Source organism: Parapedobacter luteus, assembly GCF_900168055.1.
In the GTDB taxonomy this organism is placed as follows: Bacteria; Bacteroidota; Bacteroidia; order Sphingobacteriales; family Sphingobacteriaceae; genus Parapedobacter; species Parapedobacter luteus.
Genome location: NZ_FUYS01000005.1, coordinates 302,495 through 325,807, shown reverse-complemented (window position 1 = coordinate 325,807; position 23,313 = coordinate 302,495). Strand labels below are relative to the sequence as shown.

At 49.2% G+C, this 23,313-nt stretch carries 18 protein-coding genes; 4 read left to right on the top strand and 14 right to left on the bottom strand.

All coding sequences use genetic code 11. From position 1 onward, the window contains the following. Window positions 1–125 precede the first annotated feature (125 nt). From B5X72_RS12500 to rsfS, 6 genes are all read right to left on the bottom strand, one after another. Window positions 126–1,793: a sodium/sugar symporter gene (locus tag B5X72_RS12500; RefSeq protein ID WP_079717227.1), complete on the bottom strand. Its 1,668-nt coding sequence runs from the start codon at window positions 1,791–1,793 to the stop codon at window positions 126–128. A 157-nt stretch (window positions 1,794–1,950) separates the two neighbouring features. Continuing rightward, window positions 1,951–2,580, bottom strand: a complete 630-nt coding sequence (locus tag B5X72_RS12495) for a rhomboid family intramembrane serine protease (protein WP_079717226.1) — start codon at window positions 2,578–2,580, stop codon at window positions 1,951–1,953. 43 nt (window positions 2,581–2,623) lie between these two features. After that, window positions 2,624–3,694, bottom strand: coding sequence for a PA0069 family radical SAM protein (locus B5X72_RS12490; RefSeq protein WP_079717225.1), 1,071 nt, complete (start codon window positions 3,692–3,694; stop codon window positions 2,624–2,626). 80 nt (window positions 3,695–3,774) lie between these two features. After that, window positions 3,775–4,431, bottom strand: a complete 657-nt coding sequence (locus B5X72_RS12485) for a LutC/YkgG family protein (RefSeq protein WP_317043114.1) — start codon at window positions 4,429–4,431, stop codon at window positions 3,775–3,777. A 40-nt stretch (window positions 4,432–4,471) separates the two neighbouring features. Beyond that, a complete protein-coding gene (gene ftsH / locus B5X72_RS12480; protein ID WP_079717224.1) occupies window positions 4,472–6,553 on the bottom strand; it encodes an ATP-dependent zinc metalloprotease FtsH in 2,082 nt (693 codons plus the stop codon). A gap of 55 nt (window positions 6,554–6,608) precedes the next feature. Then, window positions 6,609–6,983, bottom strand: coding sequence for a ribosome silencing factor (gene rsfS / locus B5X72_RS12475; RefSeq protein ID WP_079717223.1), 375 nt, complete (start codon window positions 6,981–6,983; stop codon window positions 6,609–6,611). Window positions 6,984–7,031: 48 nt separating this feature from the next. Here rsfS and B5X72_RS12470 point away from each other — a divergent pair, with 48 nt between their 5' ends. The 4 genes from B5X72_RS12470 to pfkA all read left to right on the top strand — a co-directional run bounded on the left by B5X72_RS12470 (window position 7,032) and on the right by pfkA (window position 11,136). Then, entirely contained in the window at window positions 7,032–7,802 is a 771-nt protein-coding gene (locus tag B5X72_RS12470) for a biotin--[acetyl-CoA-carboxylase] ligase (protein WP_079717222.1), read from the top strand. Between the two features lie 111 nt (window positions 7,803–7,913). After that, complete coding sequence (locus B5X72_RS12465; RefSeq protein WP_079717221.1) at window positions 7,914–8,363, top strand: protein-disulfide reductase DsbD domain-containing protein; 450 nt, start codon at window positions 7,914–7,916, stop codon at window positions 8,361–8,363. 83 nt (window positions 8,364–8,446) lie between these two features. Beyond that, a complete protein-coding gene (locus B5X72_RS12460) occupies window positions 8,447–10,126 on the top strand; it encodes a protein-disulfide reductase DsbD family protein (RefSeq protein ID WP_079717220.1) in 1,680 nt (559 codons plus the stop codon). A 29-nt stretch (window positions 10,127–10,155) separates the two neighbouring features. Beyond that, window positions 10,156–11,136 carry a 6-phosphofructokinase gene (gene pfkA, locus B5X72_RS12455; RefSeq protein WP_079717219.1) on the top strand — a complete coding sequence of 327 codons (981 nt, stop codon included), beginning with the start codon at window positions 10,156–10,158 and terminating at the stop codon, window positions 11,134–11,136. A gap of 96 nt (window positions 11,137–11,232) precedes the next feature. On the opposite strand, the gene B5X72_RS20950 is transcribed toward pfkA, so the two are convergent. From B5X72_RS20950 to B5X72_RS12415, 8 genes are all read right to left on the bottom strand, one after another. Further along, window positions 11,233–13,653, bottom strand: coding sequence for a hypothetical protein (locus B5X72_RS20950; RefSeq protein ID WP_217698138.1), 2,421 nt, complete (start codon window positions 13,651–13,653; stop codon window positions 11,233–11,235). Between the two features lie 59 nt (window positions 13,654–13,712). Next, window positions 13,713–15,404: a RagB/SusD family nutrient uptake outer membrane protein gene (locus tag B5X72_RS12445; protein WP_079717218.1), complete on the bottom strand. Its 1,692-nt coding sequence runs from the start codon at window positions 15,402–15,404 to the stop codon at window positions 13,713–13,715. 7 nt (window positions 15,405–15,411) lie between these two features. After that, window positions 15,412–18,774 (bottom strand): TonB-dependent receptor, encoded by a 3,363-nt coding sequence (locus tag B5X72_RS12440; RefSeq protein WP_079717217.1) that lies wholly within the window; start codon window positions 18,772–18,774, stop codon window positions 15,412–15,414. A gap of 158 nt (window positions 18,775–18,932) precedes the next feature. Further along, a complete protein-coding gene (locus tag B5X72_RS12435; protein ID WP_079717216.1) occupies window positions 18,933–19,946 on the bottom strand; it encodes a FecR family protein in 1,014 nt (337 codons plus the stop codon). A 52-nt stretch (window positions 19,947–19,998) separates the two neighbouring features. After that, window positions 19,999–20,580: an RNA polymerase sigma-70 factor gene (locus B5X72_RS12430; protein ID WP_079717215.1), complete on the bottom strand. Its 582-nt coding sequence runs from the start codon at window positions 20,578–20,580 to the stop codon at window positions 19,999–20,001. Window positions 20,581–20,876: 296 nt separating this feature from the next. Further along, window positions 20,877–22,010, bottom strand: a complete 1,134-nt coding sequence (locus B5X72_RS12425) for a TlpA disulfide reductase family protein (RefSeq protein ID WP_245826934.1) — start codon at window positions 22,008–22,010, stop codon at window positions 20,877–20,879. 87 nt (window positions 22,011–22,097) lie between these two features. Further along, window positions 22,098–22,889, bottom strand: a complete 792-nt coding sequence (locus B5X72_RS12420; RefSeq protein ID WP_079717214.1) for a TPM domain-containing protein — start codon at window positions 22,887–22,889, stop codon at window positions 22,098–22,100. Continuing rightward, complete coding sequence (locus B5X72_RS12415) at window positions 22,876–23,313, bottom strand: TPM domain-containing protein (RefSeq protein ID WP_079717213.1); 438 nt, start codon at window positions 23,311–23,313, stop codon at window positions 22,876–22,878. Before B5X72_RS12415 ends, B5X72_RS12420 begins: the two co-directional genes overlap by 14 nt.

Sequence of the window (23,313 nt, the reverse complement as noted above, 5' to 3'; positions counted from 1 at the left end):
GGATATGTTTAAGTATACCGGTAGCTAATGTACTCACTTTTCCATAGGAGAATATGTAACAATTTGTTTGGAAAGCGGCATACGCCAACCAGGGGACGCCCTGATTGGCGATGACAAGCATGCTGCTACCAGAATATCGTATAGATGGCCAACAACAATCCAACAATCAGGATAGTGCCGACCAGAAACGGAGGATGTACTTTGAACATGCTGCGATCGACCTCCAACCCGTTAGGAACGACACCCCGCTTATTTTCAACCGTACTGATGATAAACATTCCAACAATGCAGAATACAAAAACTATTCCCATGCGATCAAGGAAAGGGATCTCGTAAATGCCAGCGACATTTGGCACGGCAAAACCTATTGAATACAAAGAAGACAAATCGACCCATTCAGGCAAAAATTTCAAAACAACGGACAGCGCAAACCCACCTATCGTAGCAAACAAGGCCGCATTTGACGTGGCTTTCTTCCAAAAGAACCCAAGGATAAACATGGCAAAGATACCTGGCGATACAAAGCCCGTATATTCCTGAATATATTGAAATCCACCCTTCTCAATACCCAAGTGCGGAGCAATGATTACTGCCAGAATCATGGTCACGACAATGGTGATCTTACCCGTGTTTACCAACGTACGTTCGCTGGCTTCCTTATTGAATATTTTCTTGTAAATATCCAACGAGAAGATAGTGGCAATACTGTTTGACTTGCCAGCAAGCGAAGCCACTACAGCTGCCGTCAACGCCGCAAACGCCAACCCTTTCAATCCCACGGGCAGCAGATTCAGCAGCACCGGATAGGCCTTGTCGGGTCGCACAGCACCGGCCTCCAGCATCTCCTCCTGAAAAATCCCCTCACGATAAAGCACCCATGCTGCAATACCCGGCAACACAACGATGATAGGCATCAGCATTTTCAGAAATGCTGCAAAAAGGATACCATTGCGGGCAGTCGTCAGATCCGCACCCAATGCCCGTTGTGTGATGTACTGATTGCACCCCCAATAGTTCAGATTCACAATCCACATACCGCCAATGAGTACCGATAAGCCGGGTAAGCTGATGTAGTGTTCCTGTGTCTTGTCGAAAATCATATCAAAGTGCGTAGGTGCCTTCTCGTGCAGCAATCCCAACCCATTGAGCACACCGGTCGTACCAAAGTGTTCGGACACCATATTCAGCGCAAGATACGTGGTCGCCAAGCCGCCCAGAATAAGCACCAGCACCTGAATGACATCGGTATAACCGATCACCTTCATGCCGCCCAGCGTAATGAATATTGCAAAAATGGCAATACCATACATACATACCGTAAAATTGATGCTGGAAATGGCGGACACCGCCAATGCACCCAGATAAAGGATGGACGTCAGATTGACCACCACATACAGCAATAACCAAAATACGGCCATAATCGTGCTCACCGTTCCGTTGTACCGCTGGTTGAGAAACTGCGGCATGGTGTAAATCTTATTCTTCAGATAAACGGGAATGAAGAATACGGCGACAATAATTAAAGTAGCTGCCGCTAACCATTCGTAGGCAGCAATGGCCAAGCCCAGCTTAAACCCATCGCCGCTCATACCAATAAACTGTTCTGCCGAAATGTTGGACGCTATCAAGGAAGCGCCGATCGCCCACCAGGTCAATGACCCCTCAGCTAAAAAATAGTCCTTTGTATTCAGTTCTTTGGATTTCTTGCGGTAATAAATCCAAAGGCCATAGCCTGAAATAAGGATAAAATAACATAAAAATACAATATAATCTGACGTCGCTAAGGTTTTCATTGTGCCTTATTTAAATCAAGGTTAAGCTTATAAAGTGAGCTAATGTAAATATTAATCGTAAAATATCAATACCAAGGGATGACATTTACGTGTTAAATTTCATTATGCGCTCCTATCCAACTGGCATTGAATAAATTAAATTAGTGTTGTCACCACACTAAGCGCCGGTAAACTGTTTGATAAAATGCTGGATTACTCCCGGATAAAAAAGGATAGTGAGAATGATGCCAAAGACGGCGCCGTAAAAATGAGCATCATGGTTGATGCTATCCCGTGCGTTTCGTGAAGCCCACACGCAGTAGCCCAGGAAAAGTATGCCGAATATCCAGGCAGGCATCGGAATAAAAAAGAAAACACCCAGCATCATCTTCGGGTCGAAAAGGATGAAGCTGAATAGGATCGCGCAAATGGCTCCAGAAGCCCCCAGGCTGTAATACACCGGGTTATTGCGCTCCTTGACGACCGTTCCGACGTCACTAAGCACCAGTCCCAATATATAAATCACTGCAAACTGCACATGCCCCCAAGTGCTCAGGCTAGCCAGCAGCATCTCTAAGGGAAATCCAAAAAAATAAAACGTAAGCATATTGAACAGCAGGTGCCCCCAATCCCGATGGATAAGGCCACTGGTCAGCAAGGTATAAAGCTTCCTTCCCTTGCTTATGCTATAAGGGTGAAGCATGAATCTCCCAAAGAGCTGGTGGTTCGAAAACGTATAAATGCTTGTGACAATGGTAAAGGCAAAAATGATACTTGCCACAGGTGTATTAATCAAGTAGTCTCTCATGCCATGATGTTCATGTGTCGAAAGTAAGAAAAATTATCCGCCATTAAAACAAATCCAATTGTTTTCCTCCTTTGGGAGCGAATAAATCCAACCTCAGATCCGGCATCGTCGCCCCGGCCAGATACCGTTTTACACTTATTTTGAACAATTGCCTGATGCTCTCCGCCAATTCGCCTTCGCCCCGCATGCGCACGCTCCAGCGGCTGTCGTTTAGTTTTCCCCCGTGGCACGCAGCGATGCTATGCAGCACCTTCTCAGCCCTGTCTGGATATGCTTTGTACACCCAATCGGTAAACAATTCACCAATAGCTCCATTTAGCCTCACGATGGTATACCCGGCACCGCTGGCACCATGATCGGCCGCTGCTTTGATGACCTCCGGCATCTCATCGCTGTTCAGCCCGGGTACGATAGGTGCACACATCACCATCACCGGGATGTTCGCGTCGCTGAGCTTACGGATAACCTGCAGCCGCCCTTTAGCCGTAACGGTACGCGGCTCCATTTTCTGCCGGAGATCTTCATTCAACGAATTGATGGACAAGGCGACGTGCACCAGCTGGAGTTCCGCCAGTTGGGACAGGATATCGATATCCCGGAGGATTAGATTATTTTTGCTGATGATGGATACCGGATGGCGATACGATAGCATGATTTGCAAAAGTGCTCGGGTAATCTTCAATTTACGCTCAATGGGCTGGTAACAGTCCGTATTACCCGAAAGCATAATTGGTTGGGGCTTATACCCCTTAGCATTAAACTGCCGTTCCAACAATTCGGCAGCGTTTCGTTTGACAATAATCTTACGTTCAAAATCCAGGCCTGCACTATATCCCCAGTACTCATGCGCATTCCGTGCATAGCAATAGATACACCCGTGTTCGCATCCTTGATACGGATTCAACGAATAACCCAACGATAAATCCGGGCTGTCATTCACACTGATGATCTTCTTCGCATGCTCATCAATCAGCTGGGTAGACGTGTTTTCCAAAAATTCCTCATCCAGCCCCTCCACATGTTCGGCCACATATCGTTGTGCGGCAAACTTATTATATGTATTGACCTGCGCCCCACGACCTTTGAAATATTCGGGGTTTTGTATCGTATCCATACATGCAAATATACTAATTTATTTAGTAAACAACACGCAAGAAAAGATAACAATTTGATCAAGGCAGTTAAGAGTTAACCCTACATCGGTCTATCTTCCAACAAAAAGACATACACCTCTTTAGGTCCATGCGCCCCAAGAACAAGAGTCTTCTCGATATCCGCTGTGCGGCTCGGTCCGGTGATGACATTGATTAGGGACGGAAGGCCTTCGGCATACCGGCGTTGCATGAGCGACAACCCGTCTTTAATATCCATCACCAACTGTGAGGCGAAGGCCATCACTACATGCACATGCGGATAGATAGCCAGCCGGCGCCCGGAAGCGTTCCCATTACTTACCAGGATGCTGCCCGACCGCGCGATGAGCGCTTCGCACGTGGTGATGCCTGCTTCTATTTGGTCAAGGTCCCTTTCGGTACGGTAAAACGGAAAACCATATTTATCCAGCAGCTGCTGCACAGCGGGCTCCCAAGCGTACATCCTTCGGAGCTTTTCGCGTTCAGCCAAGGAAATTAGGTTTTCGATAAAACTTATCTCATCTTCACAATAGACGAATTTGCCTGCCACATCGGTAAACCGCTGGGCGAAAAGTACATCAATCGGCTCAGACTCTTTAGGGTGCAACTCAGCCTCTTCAAAATTGGGATAGGGGGCTTCCCGCTTTTGAAGCAGCGCATGCCGGATCTTTTTCAGCATGCGCTCCTTGGCCGTCGTGGTCTTTGTGTTTTTTTGCAAAGCAAGCTCTCAATCTATTACTCACCCGTAGACTGTCCACTTAGTCTTCCGAGCCTTTGGTTTCTTCCTCGGCAGATCGCTTTTCGAACGTTCCCGAATTATCCCCTACGCCATCATGCACCAAACTTTTGGCAGCTTTGCTTTGATCGCCTTCCCCGCGTTCGCCATTGACAAACTCGTCATAGGTTGTCCGGTGATCAAAGGGGCGCTTGCCCAATATTTGCTCCAAATCAGCTTGAAAAAGGATTTCTTTCTCAAGGAGCTTTTCGGCCAACGCAATCAGTCCGTCCTGCTTGTCAAGCAGCAGTTTCTTGGTCTTGTCATAGATTTCCGCTATCAACTTGCGTACTTCCTCGTCGATCAGTTCGGCCGTTTTTTCGGAATATGGCCGCTGAAACTGGTTTTCCTGACTATCATTGAACGAGACGTTGCCTACACGCGGATTCATCCCATACACGGCAACCATGGCGTAGGCCAATTTGGTAATGCGTTCCAAATCATTCTGTGCTCCGGTCGAAATTTTGCCGAATGTAATGTCTTCAGCCACGCGGCCGCCCATGGTCATGCACAAGCCGTCGATCAGTTGCTCAGTCGTATACAAAAATTGCTCCTTCGGCAGGTATTGCGCATAACCCAGCGCCGCAACGCCCCGGGGTACGATCGAAACCTTCACCAAGGGGTCGGCGTGTTCGAGAAACCAGCCTACAATGGCATGTCCTGCCTCATGGAAAGCAACGATACGTTTTTCTTCCGGTGAGATGATTTTATTTTTCTTTTCCAAGCCACCGATTACACGGTCTATTGCGTCTTGAAAATCCTGCATATCAATCGAAGCCTTATTACGCCTGGCCGCAATAAGCGCCGCTTCATTACACACGTTTGCTATTTCGGCTCCCGCGAAGCCGGGGGTCTGGGCAGATAACTTCTTAGCATCCACTTCTGCGGCCAATTTCAATGGCTTCAGGTGCACCTTGAAAATTTGCTCGCGCCCTACCAAATCGGGTTTGTCAATCGATATCTGGCGGTCAAACCGTCCGGGACGCAGCAATGCGGAATCCAGGACATCAGGCCTATTGGTTGCGGCCATGATAATGATACCGGAGTCTGTCCCAAAGCCATCCATTTCCACGAGCAGCTGGTTCAGTGTATTCTCCCGTTCGTCATTGCCGCCCATCACACTGTTCTTCCCACGCGCACGCCCAATCGCATCAATCTCGTCTATGAAGATAATACATGGCGCTTTGTCTTTCGCCTGACGGAAGAGATCCCGCACGCGCGACGCACCGACACCGACAAACATTTCCACGAAATCAGAACCTGAAAGCGAGAAAAATGGCACCTGTGCTTCCCCTGCCACAGCTTTTGCCAGTAGCGTTTTACCCGTACCGGGAGAACCTACCAATAGGGCTCCTTTAGGAATCTTACCGCCTAAGTTGGTGTATTTCTTCGGATTTTTCAGAAAATCCACAATTTCCATCACTTCCTGCTTGGCCTCTTCAAGACCTGCTACATCACTGAACGTGATGGCCACCTGGGATTCTTTGTCGAAAAGCGTAGCTTTAGATTTTCCGATGTTGAAAATCTGGCCGCCGGGGCCAGCACCGCCGCCCCCCATACGCCGCATGATAAATATCCAAAATACGATAATCAGCAGTAGGGGCAACATGATGGAAAATATCCACCCCGTCCATGCGTTTGTCCGATCTTCCAACCGAAGGGATACCCGTTCGCTTGGCTCCATCGCTTCCTGAGCAGCATTCAACTTACGTTCCAACGCGTCATAGGAGCCGTCCGTAAAGAAATACTGCGGCCCCGTGGAGGGAGTAAGCGTAAGGCTGTTTGCACTTGGTCTTACATCCCGATATTTGGGGTCCGAAAGGCGGTCTTTTTTGATAAACACCTCCACGAAAAACAAATCATTCCGCTTGTAGGCTACCAGACGCTCCACATCCCCTTCCTTCAGCATCGTTTCTTCAAACTGCTGATAAGTTATCTGTTTTGCTTTATCGTCGGTAAATATATACTGCAACGCAAAAAAGCCGAAAATCATCGCCACCCACAACCACATAATATTGAAACGTGGCGGCTTAGGCGTCACTTTCTTGCTAGGTACTCGCTTCATTCTATCAGGTCCGTTAGGCATACCTTTCTTCCTCTTTTGTTTCGTTTCTTTTGAATTACGCACTTTGATAATATTCTAATTCGGCATCGCCCCAGAGGTCTTCAATGCCATAATATTTACGTTTGTCTGTCTTAAATATATGTACCACTACGTCGACAAAGTCCAGTAATATCCACTCACCGTGTTCCAAACCTTCTTTCCGCCAGGGCTCCTGATTCAAGGCTTTAAACACCTCTTCTTCTACACTTTTTGCCAATGCGTTGACTTGGGTAGATGAATCCGCGTGGCAAATTACGAAATAATCTGATACCGAACTATGGATGTTTCTTAAATCAAGCCGCACAATCTCATTCCCTTTCTTCTCCAGCATACCGTGGATAACAGCCTCCGATATGCGAGCTGACATGGCTGATTTTTTGTTTTTTATCATTAAAAATAATTATAGTTTTGGGCAATATTACCCCTTAATTTATTCGTATTGCAAAGTAACACATTTTCAGGATTATTTGAAGGACAAAATGTTATTACATTACAGCGGACTCCCTCCACAAACGAATTTCTAAAAAAAGAACTGTCAAAATCCACGCCACTTGCCGAGGGAACTGTAATAATGGCAGTGGATCAGTACGCTGGCAGGGGCCAGAAGGATGCTATTTGGCACAGCGAACCGGGAAAAAACCTGACGTTTAGCCTGTTGCTCACCCCAACTTTCTTGAATCCGAAGCATCAATTCCACCTCACCGTTGCCATCAGTTTGGCTGTCGCGCAATGGCTGGAAGCCCTGCTTAAAACGCCGGTGAAAATCAAATGGCCCAACGACATTTACATCGGCGACAAAAAAATCGGCGGTATACTTATCGAAAACATCCTCGCCGGAAAGACTTGGAAATCAGCGATTGTCGGCATTGGCATCAATGTCAATCAAACCGTGTTCCCCGACCCGATCAGTAAGCAGGTCACGTCTATCAAACAAATTTTACACAACGATAGCAATATACCAAAATTATTAGCCGAACTTTGTAACCACATCGGACACGCGTATCAGGCGCTAAAAAAGGAAAGCTTCGACACCCTTCTGGCAACATACAGGAAGCGCCTCTATCGGTTTGGTGAAACACATCCTTTCCTCGTCGATGGCGTGAAAGTAACTGGCGCACTGGCAGGAGTCACAGAGGCCGGCCGGTTACAGATCGATTTTGAGGGACACGTAGTCGACTTTGATATTAAGGAGATTGCTTTTGTCATTTGAGTTAGAATGGTTAGCTTTGCATCGCAAATACCGAACGTAAACTGGCAGGGCATTAAACCTCCACATTGTTTGAAGGTCTTATCTTAAAACAATACATAATATAACGATATCATGAAAAAATTCTTGTTTGCAATAGCGGTTTCATTTATCTCAGTTACGAGTATTTCCGCACAAATCTTGGAACCTGTAAAATGGCAGTTCGGCGCTAAAAAACTGAACGAAAATGAGGCGGTTATTTTCATGAAAGCGGTCATGGACAACGGCTGGCACATTTACTCCCAAAACGTTGAAGAGGGAGGCCCCATAAAAACTTCGTTTTCGTTCGCCCCGTCATCGGACTACACATTGGTAGGCCAGCCGGCTGAGCCGAAGCCGAAAGTCAAACACGAGGACGTCTTCGACATGGATGTCGCTTATTTCGACAAAGAAGTGGTCTTCCAGCAAAAAATCAAGCTGAAGAAAGGAGCGGCCACCGTCAAAGGAACAGTCGAATTCATGGCTTGTGATGCCACGCAATGCCTCCCTCCGGATGAGGTGGCCTTTACGGTGGCTGTAAAATAACCTGCATTAAAAGAATTCAGTAAAGGCAGTGTACTGCCTTTTTTTATTATTATGTTTGCAGCCCGTTTAACGTATACAGATTCATGAAACGAGTCTCTCTTGCTTTGCTTTTCCTGCTTGGCATTATCCACATCGCCACTTCGCGTTCAGTCGTTCAAGATACCTTGATTGATTTCGACGATGTCGAGTTTACGGATGGACAGGATACTGCCGAAGCTACGTATATGGACGTTCCTGATGACGTCGTATTTACAGACGGTCAGGATACTTCCGAGGTAGTGGCTTCGGCCGGTCATGCCGATGCCTCCGATCAGAACCCGCAGACACTATGGGGTATATTCATTGCCGGTATCATTGGTGGATTTGCAGCTTTTCTTATGCCTTGTATTTATCCGATGGTTCCCCTCACGGTCTCATTCTTTACCAAACAAAGTGGCACAAGGGCGAGAGGCATAGGCAATGCCCTGTTGTACGGCCTTTTCATTATTGTCATTTACGTCGCATTGGGCATGCTCGTTACGCTTGTTTTCGGGGCCTCTGCGCTCAATGAAGCGGCAAGCAGTGCGTGGTTCAACCTGCTGTTTTTTGTCATCATCATTATTTTTGCCATTTCGTTTCTCGGCGCATTTGAAATTACATTGCCTTCTCGTTTTGTCAATAAGATGGATGAAAAATCCAATAAAGGCGGTTTGTTAGGGCTGTTTTTCATGGCATTTACCCTGGCATTGGTATCTTTTTCCTGCACCGGCCCCATTATCGGCTACCTATTGGTGGAGGCCGTATCAAAAGGAGCCCTGCTCGGACCGGCCATGGGAATGCTGGGGTTTTCAGTGGCACTGGCCATCCCATTCATGTTGTTTGCTTTCTTTCCGTCTCTCCTAAAGGAAATGCCCAAGTCAGGCGGTTGGCTAAATACCGTAAAAGTCTCCCTGGGATTTCTGGAGTTAGCGTTGGCATTTAAATTTTTATCTAATGTAGACCTCGCCTACCATTGGCGTATACTCGATAGAGAAGTGTTCTTATCCATCTGGATCGTCATCTTTGGACTATTCGGATTATACCTGTTGGGCAAGCTGAAATTCTCGCACGACAGTGATGTCCCCTTCCTGTCGATTCCCCGATTATTCTTTGCCATCGCCGTCCTTTCCTTTACCGTTTATATGATTCCGGGATTGTGGGGTGCGCCGCTCAAAGCACTGAGCGCATGGTTACCCCCGTCGCCCACGCAGGATTTCAACCTGCACCAAGCCCGTCTTGCGGGCGCTACGCCACAGGCGAGTGCAGGAATTGCAAAAAAATACGGAGACCTCTTTCATGCACCGCATGGCATAGACGCCTTCTACGATTATGAACAGGCGCTCGAGTATAGCAAGCAGGTCGGCAAACCCGTGTTGCTTGACTTTACCGGGTGGAGCTGTGTCAACTGCCGCAAAATGGAAGAGTCGGTGTGGCCCGACCCCCAAGTGCTAAAACTCCTAAAAGAAGAATATATCCTTGCTTCATTGTATGTGGATGACCGTACCAAACTGGAGCCCCATGAACAGTATGTTTCCGAATTCAGCGGTAAGCAGATTAACACCGTTGGCCGGAAATGGTCGGATCTCCAACAGTCCAGATTTGGTGTGAATGCACAACCTTATTATGTCATCGTAGACAGTGAGGGTAATCAACTGGTGCCTGCACAGGCCTATAACGAAGATGTTTCGAATTACCTTAATTTTTTGACCAGCGGATTGGAAGCATTCCGCGCCAACCGTCCCTAAAACGTAAAACAAAAACCTATTTAATATCAATGAGCACAAACATTAAAAACATCGCTGTATTCACATCCGGAGGAGATGCACCGGGCATGAATGCCGCTATACGCGCAGTGGTCCGTACAGGATTGTATTACAAACTCAATGTTTTCGGTATCGGGCGTGGTTATGACGGCATGGTACATGGCGATATTTTCTCCATGGACGCCAAATCCGTAGCCAATATTATCCAGCGGGGAGGAACCATCCTGAAAACCGCACGCAGCGACGAGTTTCGAACCGAGGAAGGCCGCCGCAGGGCGTTCGAAAATCTGCAAAAGCATGGTATCGATGGTCTGGTGGCCATCGGCGGTGACGGAACATTCACCGGCGCGGCCAAATTTATCGAAGAGTACAACATTCCTGTCATTGGGTTGCCCGGCACGATTGACAACGATCTGGCAGGGACGGATTTTACCATTGGCTATGATACTGCCATCAATACGGTCATTGAAGCGGTAGATAAAATCCGCGATACCGCTGAATCCCACGACAGGGTATTCGTCGTCGAAGTGATGGGTCGTGATTCCGGACTGATTGCCTTACGGTCGGGCATCAGCGTAGGGGCAGAGTGTGTGCTCATCCCGGAAATCAAGGTAGATTACGAAGCCATGATGGACAGGCTGGATCGGACGCGCAAAAATAAGGCCTCTCGGGTGATCATCGTGGCTGAAGGCGACGAAGCTGGTGGCGCTTTCGCCGTCGCAGAACGCATCAAGGAACGTTTTCCGCACTACGACCTGCGCGTCTCTATCCTCGGGCATATCCAGCGAGGCGGTAGCCCGTCATGCATGGATCGCGTGTTGGCCAGCCGTCTGGGAGTAGCCGCCGTAGAGGCCTTGATGGAAGGCCGGCGGGGCGAAATGGCAGGGTTGGTGCATGGCCAGATTGCGTTTACCCCCTTCAATAAAGCCATAAAACACATTGGCGCGATTAACGACAATTTACTCCGGATCGTCGACATCCTATCTTCGTAGCGGCTATTGATATGCCCCCAGCAGTCAATAAACTCCTGGGGGCACGTTGTTTTTGAGATAGCCGATACGACCATATCCGCGTCACGTCCAAGCCATTCAGCGCTTCACGATCTTTTCCGGCTTACCCCGGGTGATGTACCGCACGACGACTTCCGGCGTGCTATCATCCTCCACATCGCAGGCAAACGCTATGCTACTGGATCCTTCAGCCAATATGGCCTTGCCATGTACTGCCGGCCGGCTCAATACGTTATAATTCTGGTCGGTCACGGTGGCGTTGCCCTCGTGATCAAGCAGAAGGTATTGGTTCGCTTCAATCGTGCCCTCGACCTTGATAACACCGCGCGTAGTGGTAAAAGAAGGATTAGAGATCGCTCCTTCACCCTCCACTTTCAGGCGTAGCGCATAGGTGCTTTCATAGGGCGTATACCACGACCAATCCGCCCCGCCGGGTTGCCCCGGCTGCATTTCGGCAAGATTGCAACGATAGCGTTCAGAGATATGCAGCGGATAGAGCAGAAAATTGTGGTCGTCAAGCTTCTGAAGGTGCCATTCCGTTTCAGGATCTTTAAGCCGTTCCATCTGCTCCGTCGAGAACGCCTGAGCGAAACGCAGTTCATCCCAATTTTTCATGGCGTCCAATAGCAGGTCGATTTGACCGTGACGCTTAAGTGTACGCATATTGATGCTCATGGCATAACCCGCATCGAAGCCGGCCGATTCAGACAGCGCCCACTCCAGATCCTCTAATGTCGTGGCCTCGAATTGGCGTTCGGCCAACCGTACCAAAAACCACCCCAGCATGCGTGGGAACAAGTTCCGCTTAAAAAAATCCTGGTTTTTGATGCGGTTTTCCACTTGCCCTTTGCGCATTTCCTCGCCCCAAGGCTCGCCCCAATTCATCCGCGTATGGATATGCCATAAATAATGATCCAACCGGCTAGCATCATTAACTAAATTCGCCTGATCTTCCAGCTTATTGTAATACGCCGTAATGAACCGGGCTGTTGCGTAATAGTCATGACCGGTATACATGCTGCCCTCCAAGCCATCAAATGAAATTTGCCTAAGCCCGGTACGGTTGAAAATCTCGGCCAGCCTGTGCGCGAATTCATCCTGAAGTTCCAAATCAGGAAACAGCGTTTTGTACGGGTAATCCCACAACTTGTATAGGGTGCTGGTCTTGGTATGAGCGGCTTTTTGGGTGCCGAATGCGCCCCGCGTACATCCGGTCAGTTTGATCCGGTCACCCGCTTGGGTTACTTTACCGAAGGTAATCAATTCGTCATCAATCTGCAATGCATTCAGTGAGAGCGGCATGTCAAATAAATCCGAATGCATAATCTCCAGTTCGGTCTGCGTTTCGTCCAGGTCATGTGTTAAGGTCAGTTCCCCCTGTTTCAACAGCTTCTTGCTTGGCACGGGTGTGACGTATGGGTCATTCGTCGTCAAAAAATTGGTGAGGGTATGCACCCCCACATGAATATCCCTGGCCTTGGCGCGATCTACAAGCGCCTTCACTCCGTGGTCTCCATCCTTGACAAATGCGGGCTTCCACCGGAAATGCCCCCAGGTTTCGAACGGGTCTGTATGGTATACATGCTTGAAACCGGCACGTTCGGCTTTATCCAAGACAAAATCAAAATCTTCAGCTGAAAAATTGGAAATGAGGTAAGACCCCATTGAGGCACGCGATACTTTGTCCCACTCGCCCTCGATGAGCGGGTGAGGCAATCCCTGTTCGATCTCAACGTTGCCTATGCGGTCAAGGATTGATGTGCGCAAGTCTCCAAAGAGCGCAATCTTCGAACCCACAATGCGGCCATCGGCACCAACCACAGGCAGCGTGAGCGACCGGCTTACCTGTTGCACTTGCCGGTACTCCACATTTTGGCGGTCACGGCTTGACAGCTGGAACACCGTGCCATCGCCCGCGTCAACAGCTGCCAAATTGTAAAACGGTATGCTGGCCACGGAGAGTTCGGTATTTGCACCGGTATAAGCAAACTGCTCACTGTACTGATCAGCATATTCCTGCGGGATCCCACCATTGGTCTTGATGTGCAGGGATTGCATGGCGAACGCAATGTCGCCCTGCTGCGCTACACCCACGATTTCGCCAACAACCTCGCATAACGAGACCTTAAGCGGACCGAAGACCACCAAACGGTAATCATCACTGATCCGGGTAACCTCATAGGTTATGGCTTGCGAGGCCTGTTCAACCAGCAGTTCGATTGTTTGTCCGTCTTCCATCGTCAGCACAAAACGGTTGCCACGCACATCCAATGCACGGGGCAATACGATCTGGTTGCCCTTCGCTGCCGAAAGGAGCGGGTAGGAGCCTGCCCCCAGAATTTCCTGCCCCGCAACCTTGATGGAACGGTAAAAGCCCTTTTCATCGATGCTGACCTGGGTTTGTGCGGTCTTTAAGTCCGTTGCCATCACGAGGTGGATGGCCATCGTCAGTATAACAGCCAAGGCCGCCTTTTTGATACCGAATCGTGTCATACGCATATCGCCTGTTTTTCGTTTTATTTTGTATTGTCTATTCCTTGCATACATGCCGCTTCGGGCTATTTCAAGGGGTCGAATGTACCACCTTCCCAACCGATAGTCTGTTCCAGGTTAGCGTTAGTTTCCAAGTGTCTATTCGGGAGGGCATAAAAGTAATAGTTATCCCGGAAATTGATATCAAACACCCTGTCCACATTGATGATTTCGTCTTCAAAATATAAATGATATTGGGTGTTCAAATCAACTTGATCTTTTACCCGTTCGAACTCGGCGTTTGAAACCTTCAGCTTCGGCAGCAATCCCTTGCGGCGCTTGCCGTTCAACTCTTGTTCAAACAGCTTCCTTCTCCGGAGATCCCAGTAGCGCTTGCCTTCAAAAGCAAACTCCAGTTTGCGTTCCAGCATAATGGCCGCAATCAGTTCAGCTTTACCCATACCAGCTTTCAGGCCATAAAGCTGCTCACTGCCCGGAGCGATACCGGCACGGTGCCTAATCTGCTTGAGCACGTCATACGCTTCATCCAACCGGCCGGTCTCTACCGCCGACTCGGCGAAATTCAGCAGCACTTCGGCATAACGCAGCTCGATCCAATCGGTACTGCTTCTTTCGGTAAAATAAGGCGTATAACCTACATTGACGGCTTTGCGGCAATAGAACCCCGATAGCGTAGGCGCATTGGCCTCGGCTCCCTCATAGGTCCATTGTCTTCTGCCGCTTTTGCCACTCAGTTCCCACAACACGCCGTTATAGGCGATGGTCGCATCGAACCTCGGATCGCGGTTCTTCCAATAGTAAATTGGATCATAACCCGAATCTGGATCGTCAATGGCCGCACCGGATGCCATCGGATATGACGCCACCATATCCCACGTCGGGTGGTTGGCCCCCGAGAAGTTCTGAGCCTCGGATAGCGGACGGGTGCTTGCATCCCAGCTATGGACGACGGTAGGTTCCTGGAAACGTTTCACGAAAATCACTTCCTTATTCATTTCGTCAAACCAAAGATTAGCGTAGCTTTCATACAAACCATAACCCTCCGCTGCCAATTCCTCCTTTGCTCGCTTATTGGCATTGTATGATGCTGTCCAGCGGTCCTGGTCTTGATTGGGGTTGAACTGGGGGCTTGCGTAGTACAGCAGCACACGGCCTTTCAGCGCTTGGACGACGGCTTTAGTGAAACGTCCCTCGTCATTGCCCGTCCATCGCCAAGGCAGGTAGGCTTCAGCAAACTCCAAATCAGCAAGGATAGCATCTATGCAATCGGAGGCGCTGGCACGCGAGACGGAAAGGTCTTCCGTAAGTTCTTGGGGATGCAGCACCAAGGGCACCCCGCCATATAAGCGTACCATCTCAAAGTAACGCCATGCCCGGAGCACGGCCGCCTGTGCCTTAAAGCTGTTTTTCACCTCAGCGCCCAAACTACTTTTGTCTACGTTGGCCATCAGTAAGTTGATAGACCTGATTTGATCATAATACCACTCGTCTATTGAAGTCGTGATTAGTTGCCCGTACAGAATAGCTGAGTTGCCAACTTCGGGTGACGCCTCGTCCGAATAGGAAGATACTTCGACGTCCCATGACGGAAGATTGTCAAGGTATAGTTTGTTCAGGAATGCTTCTGCATAATTCTCGTCGTTCCAAACGAGGTCGTCTGAAACGGCCGACAGGTTTCGTTTGTCGAGGACTTTGCTACACCCTGTCAAGGCCAAAGCTCCGGTAAGGATTGTATAATAGATTAAGTTCCTTTTCATGTCGTCATTAAAAATTAAGGTTAACACCTACTGTATAACTCTTCATCAAGGGATACGCTATGATACTGGAGTTTTCGGGATCAAAATACTTCACGTTGTTTTGCAGCAAAAATAGGTTATCACCATTCAAGAATACCCGCAGTTGTGAAACGGCGATTTTACGGAGCCAGTCGGCAGGTAAATCATACGAGACCCGGAGGTTCTTCAGCCGGGCGAAAGACCCGTCCCTCACCCAAAATGTAGAAGGGGCGTCGGCAGTATTCCGGCCCGGTCGCGGAAAACTGGCATTGGGGTTTTCGGCCGTCCAGTGATCTGTCCAGAAATCGAAGTTGGTCACATGCGGGCGAGCTTCGATGCTCCGTTGGTTGATCAGCACGTCATTGCCGGCAACGCCCTGTACGAATACCTCAAACGCCAGGTTCCTCCATTTGGCCCCAAGCAGTAAACCGTAGTTTACCGGAGGGATGGTACGGTTCACTATCCAGTCCATGTCGTGCTCATCGATTTTCCCGTCCGGCGTGTCAGAAGTGGCACCACGCAAGTCCTGGTAGTTCAGCATACCTAGCTCCGGTTTCTGACCGAATATCGTGTACCCGTCAGGAAGGGCATCCAGTTGGGCTTGCGTGCGTATGATATCGGTGGCGACATAACCCAGCGTGCGACCGGTGTTGAGACCGATTTCCGAACGGAATGCCCGGATGTTCTCAGGTTCGTCTTTGAGGACCAATTTGTTGGTCGCATACCCGAAATTGCCCCTTACCTGATAGGAGAAATCCTGGCTTATTTGATCGTTGTATGCAAATTCTAATTCGAAGCCGTAGGCATTTATCTTCGCATAATTCTCCGCAGGCATGGCGGCTCCGAAGGTGGTCGGGAGGCTTTCCATGCGCGCCCCGAGGATGTCGTAGGTTTTTTTGTAAAATCCATCCACCGTCAGCGACATTTTGTTTTGCAAGAACCGGGTGTCCAGACCTACGTTATAATTCAGCGATTTCTCCCACGTAATGTTCGGGTTGGGCACCACGCCGGCCACGATGCCGCTACTGAGATTCCCAAACTGGGCTCCTGTTACCGGTGTTGACCCGCTCACGAAGTTATACATTTGCAGCCATTGCCATCCACCCACGGCATCGTTGCCCAACAGTCCGACCGAAGCGCGCAGCTTGGCTTCGTCAAAAAACCGGACATTGTTTTTGAAAAAAGATTCTTCAGAGATACGCCATGCACCCGATACTGACGGGAAGAATCCCCAACGCTGGCTGGGCGCAAAATTTGCCGACCCGTCATAACGGAAAGAAGCTTCGATGAGGTACTTGCCGTCGTACCCGTAGTTTAGCCGGCCAACATACGAAAGGCGGCCAAATTCCTCACCGGTACCGTTTACCGTAGAGTTAATGGCGTCGGGGCTGCCTGCATAGAATTGGTCTACCGCAGAGGAGATAAAAAAGTTCCGCTGCCCGTTGAACCAATCGAGCATGCCTTCCGCTTGCTCATAAACAAACACAGCGCCAACGTCGTGCTTACCAAACCGATTGTTGTAATTGACCATCGTATTGAATTGGTAATTATCTGTGCGATCGTAGCGCTCGAAAAGAAAATCGCCATCATTACGTATTTTCACGCTTTCGATCTCATCCGTAGCGATGTGGCCGTGCCCACCGGTCATTACCGGGTTATACAGCGGGTAGGGCCGGTTGAACTGCTTGATGAACGCATGCCGGTTGTAACGGTTGTACATCACCTTTACGCTCAAGCCTTCAATCTGAGGGACTTTGTATTCCAGCGCCAGCGTGGCCTCGTAGTTGCCGTACCGTTTGCGGTTATAACCTGTATGGTCGGCCAGAATCTCCAAGGGATGCCATTCCACAAAGCCGCCATTGGGTCTGCCGTTGATATATGGCGGTATCATTTCCGAACGGACCAACAGCCCTTTGTACAGGTCGGCCATGTTGTCATTGTCGCTGTCCCAGCGCCAGTAAGGTTTCAGATCATCTCGGTTTTCAATATTCAGGTTGAGCGAAGCGGTCAGGTTTTCGGTGATATTGGCTTCCAAATTGCCCCGGAGGTTATAACGATCAAAATCTAAATTCCTGAAAGAACCGGTTTCATTATAGTAAGTGCCGCCCACAAAAAAACGGACGTGTTCCGAACCGCCATTTACATTCAAGGAATGCCTATTGCGAATGGGATTTACCCATGAATCGTCCAGCCAGTCCCACCGATTGTTTTTGAAGTACTCCAGCTCATCGCTGGTAAAGTACCGGTTGTCGGTAGTGGGGATCTGATCAATGGCCAGGCTGTTATTGATCAGGATGGCTTGGTCATAACCACTCTGCCGATGCGGTATCAATGTGGCATCGGAGACACCGAACGAACCGGTATAGCTGATGACGGGTTTGCCCACCTTACCGCGTTTGGTGGTGACCAAAATGACACCATTTGCAGCTCGCGAACCGTAAATGGCGGCCGATGCACCGTCCTTAAGAATGGAGATGTTTTCAACTTCAGATGCATCCAGCCCATCAAATGCAAACTTATCGCGCACCACACCGTCGATGACGTACAATGGCGCCGCCGAATTCCACGTGCCGTCTGCCCGGACCTTGATGTTCGATGTTGCCCCGGGTTTGCCGACGCTCTGTGTAATCAATACGCCCGACATCCGGCCGCTCAGCGCGTTTGAAAGGCTGGATGATGGGATGTCATTGATCGCTTCAGCATTGATGGCTGCTACCGAACCGGTAAGGTTTACTTTCTTTTGCGCGCCGTAACCAACGATCACCACTTCTTCCAAGGCTTGGTCTATCAGCTCCAACACAACATTGAGGGTGGTAGCCTCGCCAAGCGTAAACGAATTGGTATGATACGCCAAATGGCTGAATGTAACGGTACCGCCGGGTACTGCAGAAAACTGGAATTGCCCGTTTTCGTCAGTGGCTGTCGTAGCACTTGAGGTGCCTTCTACCTTGATGGTCACCCCACCCACGGGCTCGCCCGATTGATCTCGCACGTATCCCTTATATAGTTCCTGCTGACGGTTGAGGGGCGCTCCATCTGCGAGCGCAGCCTTATCGGACCGTGGTGCATGGCGCTTGGGTAAGAGGACAATGTGATTTTCGTTGACCTTAAACTCCAGCCCGTATTGCGTGCAAAGCTGCCCAAGCACATCCTCCAGTGTGCCGTTTTCAACATGCATGGTTACTTTTTTGGTATTATTGATAAGCTCCACATCATACCAAAACGAATAGTTTGTTTGTCGTTTGATCTCTTTCAGAATGTACTTGATGGTCTTGTTTTCCGCCCGGATAGACACCCGTTTGTTCAGTGAGATGGACGAAGCCAGCACCGAAAAGGAAGTCAGGCATATCATCAATAAGGTCCAGATTCTCGAAGTTAAAGGCAAAGGGAAACCCTTAAACTTTGCGAAAAGTTTATTTTTAATCATTGGTTAATACAGTTTAATTAAATGAATTTACAATTGGCGACCGCGTAACTCGTGTCTCTTGTTGTTGCTTTGTCAGTATTTCCTCATAATTTATATATATTAATTTTGTTCTTTTTTATCGTGTATCGGTACATGCCGTCCGCAGTAATCACATTGAGCACTTGCTCGATAGTTTCGCCGTTTTCGAACTCACCGAAGAAAATCCGGTCATTCAATTTATGGTCATGGACCTGTATCTCCACGCCGTAGTTCCGCTCCAAAACGGTTTTAATCTCGCGGAAAGGTATGGAATCAAAAACAAGCTTACCTTCCGTCCATTTAATGGCATCAGCGGCGTTCCGTTCGTTGACAACGACCTGGTTGGTCGCCTTCAGCAATACTGCCTCTTCGTTTGGCTTCAGTATAATTTTCTCCTTGCCATCTAAGGCCATCTGCACAGCCCCTTCCAACAGTTGGAGTGCTAGCTTATCGGCTTCACCATAGTTCTGGAGATTGAATTTCGTACCCAGCACGCTCACCTCCACACCATCGGTTTCTACCACAAACCGGCGCTTGGTATCTTTTGCCACCTCAAAGTAGGCTTCTCCATCCAACTGCACGCGCCGTTCGCTGTTCCCGAACCCTGGCGCCAGTACCAGCCGGGAATCCGCATTCAGGAAAACCACTGTTCCGTCAGTCAGGGTAACCCTCGACTTCGACCCTTTCGGCGTACTCATCACCACTGGTACCCGCTGGCTGGTATCTCGGTTGACCCACTTAAGTGACAGGAAACCGGCAATAAACCCGAGCACCAAGACGGCCGCATACGGCAACAGCCTGTTAAAGAACAATCGCTTTGACGGATGGCGCGGCGGCGCGACGACCGTCTCTTCTTCAATACGACCCCTGAACTGGCTCCACGCTGCATCTGTGTTATAGTTGTATTGGTTAGCAGGTAAATCACTCGCAAACCAAAGCTTTTCAAGCTCCTGAAAATAAGCCCGGTGGTCTATGGAAGCGTCGAGCCAGTCTTTTAGTTTCCGTTGTTCCTCCACAGTCAGTTCATCGGCCAAAAAGCCCGTGATCAACGTCTTCCAAAAGGACTTGTTTTCTATCATTTTCTGATTACGTTTAGTAGACAAGTGAAAATTAAAAGCGGGTAAATGAAAATTAAAAAAAATTTAACAACAGCAATAAAAACAAGAAATCCTTCAAGGCAACACGCAATGCCGAAAGGGCACTTTTGATGTGATACTTAACGACATCAATCGAAACCTTAAGTTCATCGGCAATCTCCTGATATCTCAACTGCTCGAACCGGCTTTTCCGGAAAATCGTTTCGGTGAGCTCAGGCAGTTGCCTCAACGCCGATTCCAGCCGGTCTTCCAATTCGCGGAGGATCAGTTTCTCAAAACTGTTTTCGTTGTTGACGAAGGAATGCTCCAGCAAGATCTGGTCTCGTAGTGTCTGCTGCAGCTTCTGCTGGTTGAGGTGGTTGATACATCTATTCTTTACCGCACGCACCAGGTAGCTGCGCAGCGTTTTCTCAATCATCAGGTTTTCTCTGTTTTTCCAGATGGTATATACCACGTCATTGACGATGGATTCGGATGTCAGGTGATCGTGCACAAATTTAAATGCATAGGCACAAAGTAAGACATAGTATTCCTTATATAAGAATGCATACGCGTCTTGGTCACCTTTTTTCAATCGCTTTAGTAGCTCCTCGTCCAACGTTACATGTCGATTCATATGCAAAAACAAAAAGATCGTAGGTCAATTCGATATAAATGCCCTATTTCCGGCTATGCCAGCGATTGGTTTTTATTGATTAGAATTTCCAAAAATAGCCAAAGCTTTTGATTATATTTTGACCGAATACTATGGTATTTTACCATTTTTATCCATTTCCGAATTTTTGGTCCGGCAGGATGCATCCGCATTCAACAAGCGAGGTCGGGCACCAGGTCAAAACAGTATACCAAAATGAAAGCCGCCCTTAGGAAAGAGGCGGCTTTTGATATCTCGGCGAGCGGCTTACGCTGCGGTCAGTCTAATAACTCGGCCAGTTTTGCGTGCAACTCCGGCCCGCGGAGGTTTTTAGCTACAATTTTGCCTTCCGGGTCAAGTAGAAAATTTGCGGGGATACCCTGAATCGCATATTGCTCAACAACATCAGACTGCCACCACTTCAGTTCAGATACATGTGGCCAGTCCTGCAAGCCATCATCATGAATCGCTTTCAGCCACGCCTCTTTCTGCCCTGGCCGATCGAGCGATACGCCGAATACGGTAAAATTCTTGTCCTTGTATGCTTGATATGCCGCCACCACATTGGGATTTTCGTGCCTGCAGGGGGTACACCAGCTCGCCCAAAAATCGACCAACACATATTTGCCCCGCAATGACGACAAGGCCACCGGATTGCCAGCGGTATCCGGTTGTGTAAAATCAGGGGCTATGGCACCAATCCCTACGCGCTTAAGATTTTCCAACTGCTCAGCAATGATTTTGCCCTTGTCCGAAGTTTTCAACGCCGCCGAAAGCCCATTGAATGCAGGTTCGATCACCTCCTGCACCGGTTCCGAACCAACATAAGGAAAGAGCAGATCCAGACTCACAACGCTTGCCGGATAATCGGCGATATATTTGAAATCAACGGCTTTCTGCTCTTCCTGGATAGTCATGGCTTCCATTTGCAGCGCTTGTACAAATGCAGGATCCTGCTTCTGGCTATCCGATGCCGCGGCATACCGCTCTATAAGGTCACCCATTTTCTCCTGTACGGGTGCCGAGTGCGACCGATAAACGAGGAAATCCTTATTAATATCGCCTCCTTTTACTGAAGCACCACTTAGTGAGTCGTCCGCTGTAATCGTAATGGCCCCCTTCTCTAAATAGAGCTCCACCCGATCGGGATCATCCATTTCGCGGATATCGCCCCCCTCATGAGCGAGGAGTACCAGCGCCCGAGATGGCGCTTCCACGCTGCCGTGAAACTTAAACCGACCATCAGCGACATCCACAGAGTCCAATACAGTGCCGGTGCCCGTGCGGTAACTCAAGTAAGCTTTAGCCGGTGCGTTTAAACTGCCGACTTTGGCCGTAATTGTAAAATCATCCTGCGCAAATCCCACTGTCGGCAATACCGTCATTGCCATCAAAACCAACCTTCTCATCATAGGGTTCTTTTTTATTTATTTATGCAATTATGGCAAAGATGCCGTATTTTTATCGGAAACCACAGGTCCTGTAAGAGATTTTGTGCACTACCACCTTCCGCTGGCACCGCCGCCGCCGAAGCCGCCGCCGCCAAAACCGCCGAAGCCGCCACCACCGAAGCCACCGCCGCCGCTACCGAACCCTCCACCGAAGCCACCTCGGCCGCCTCCACGGCCCATCCCGCTAAGCAATGTCCACCACAGGAGGTCCGAAGCGCCGCGGCCGCCTAGAACCTTGCCGCCACCACGGCCTCCGCCACCACGACTAAGAAGGGCTACGAGAACAAAGACAATAATAAGTATCAATACGATCGAGCCGGAGCCTCCTTTGCCATCACGCTTCGGTGGCGCCGTGTATTCGCCTTTGGTGTAAGCAATGAGCGCGTCCGTGGCCCTGTCAATCCCCGTAAAATAATCGCCCCGCCGGAAAGCAGGCTTAATCTCGTTTTCGATGATCCGGTACGCTATCGCATCGGGCACAGCCCCTTCCACGCCATAACCTGTCTGGATGGTCACGGCCCGGTCGCCCAAAGCCACCAAGAGCAAAATACCGTTGTCATGATCCTTGCCGCCCACGCCCCATCGTTGGGCCAGTCGCACACCATAATCAGCGATGTCGTACTGCCCCGTTGACTGCATCAGTACCACAGCTATCTGCGTGGATGTGCTATCATCGAATGCCACCAGCTTGTGTTCCAATTGCTGTACCTGTGCGGCTGTCAGTGTTTGTGTATAATCGTTGACCAATCTATTCGGCGTAGGAGGAAAATCTTGTGCCAAGGCACCACTCACGCCCAATAGAAGGATAGTTTTCAGCAAAAAAAGTTTAGTCTTTACCATTACCAAAGGCGATATCGTTAGGCAATTCATTTACATCGTCATCCAGCCGCGGAAAAAAGTGCTGTAGCTGCTCGCCAGCGTGCACAATACCCTCAATAAGGCCCTGCACCAAATCACCTCGCTTGAAATGTTGTACCATAAGTTCTTTCGTCTCTTCCCAGAAATTGGCCGGTACTTTCGCATTGATGCCGCGATCGCCGATGATAGCAAACTGGTGATCTTCCGTCGCGATATAGAGCAGCACCCCGTTATGCTGGGCAGTCTGGTCCATGCCCAGCCGTTGAAAGTACACCGTCGCACGTTCCAATGGATCGGTGGGGCAGTGGGGTTCCACGGCCAACCGTATTTCTCCAGACGTACGCGACTCGGCCAATTGAATGGCGTGCACAATTTTTTCCTGCTGCTCCGCTGTAAATTGTTCCAT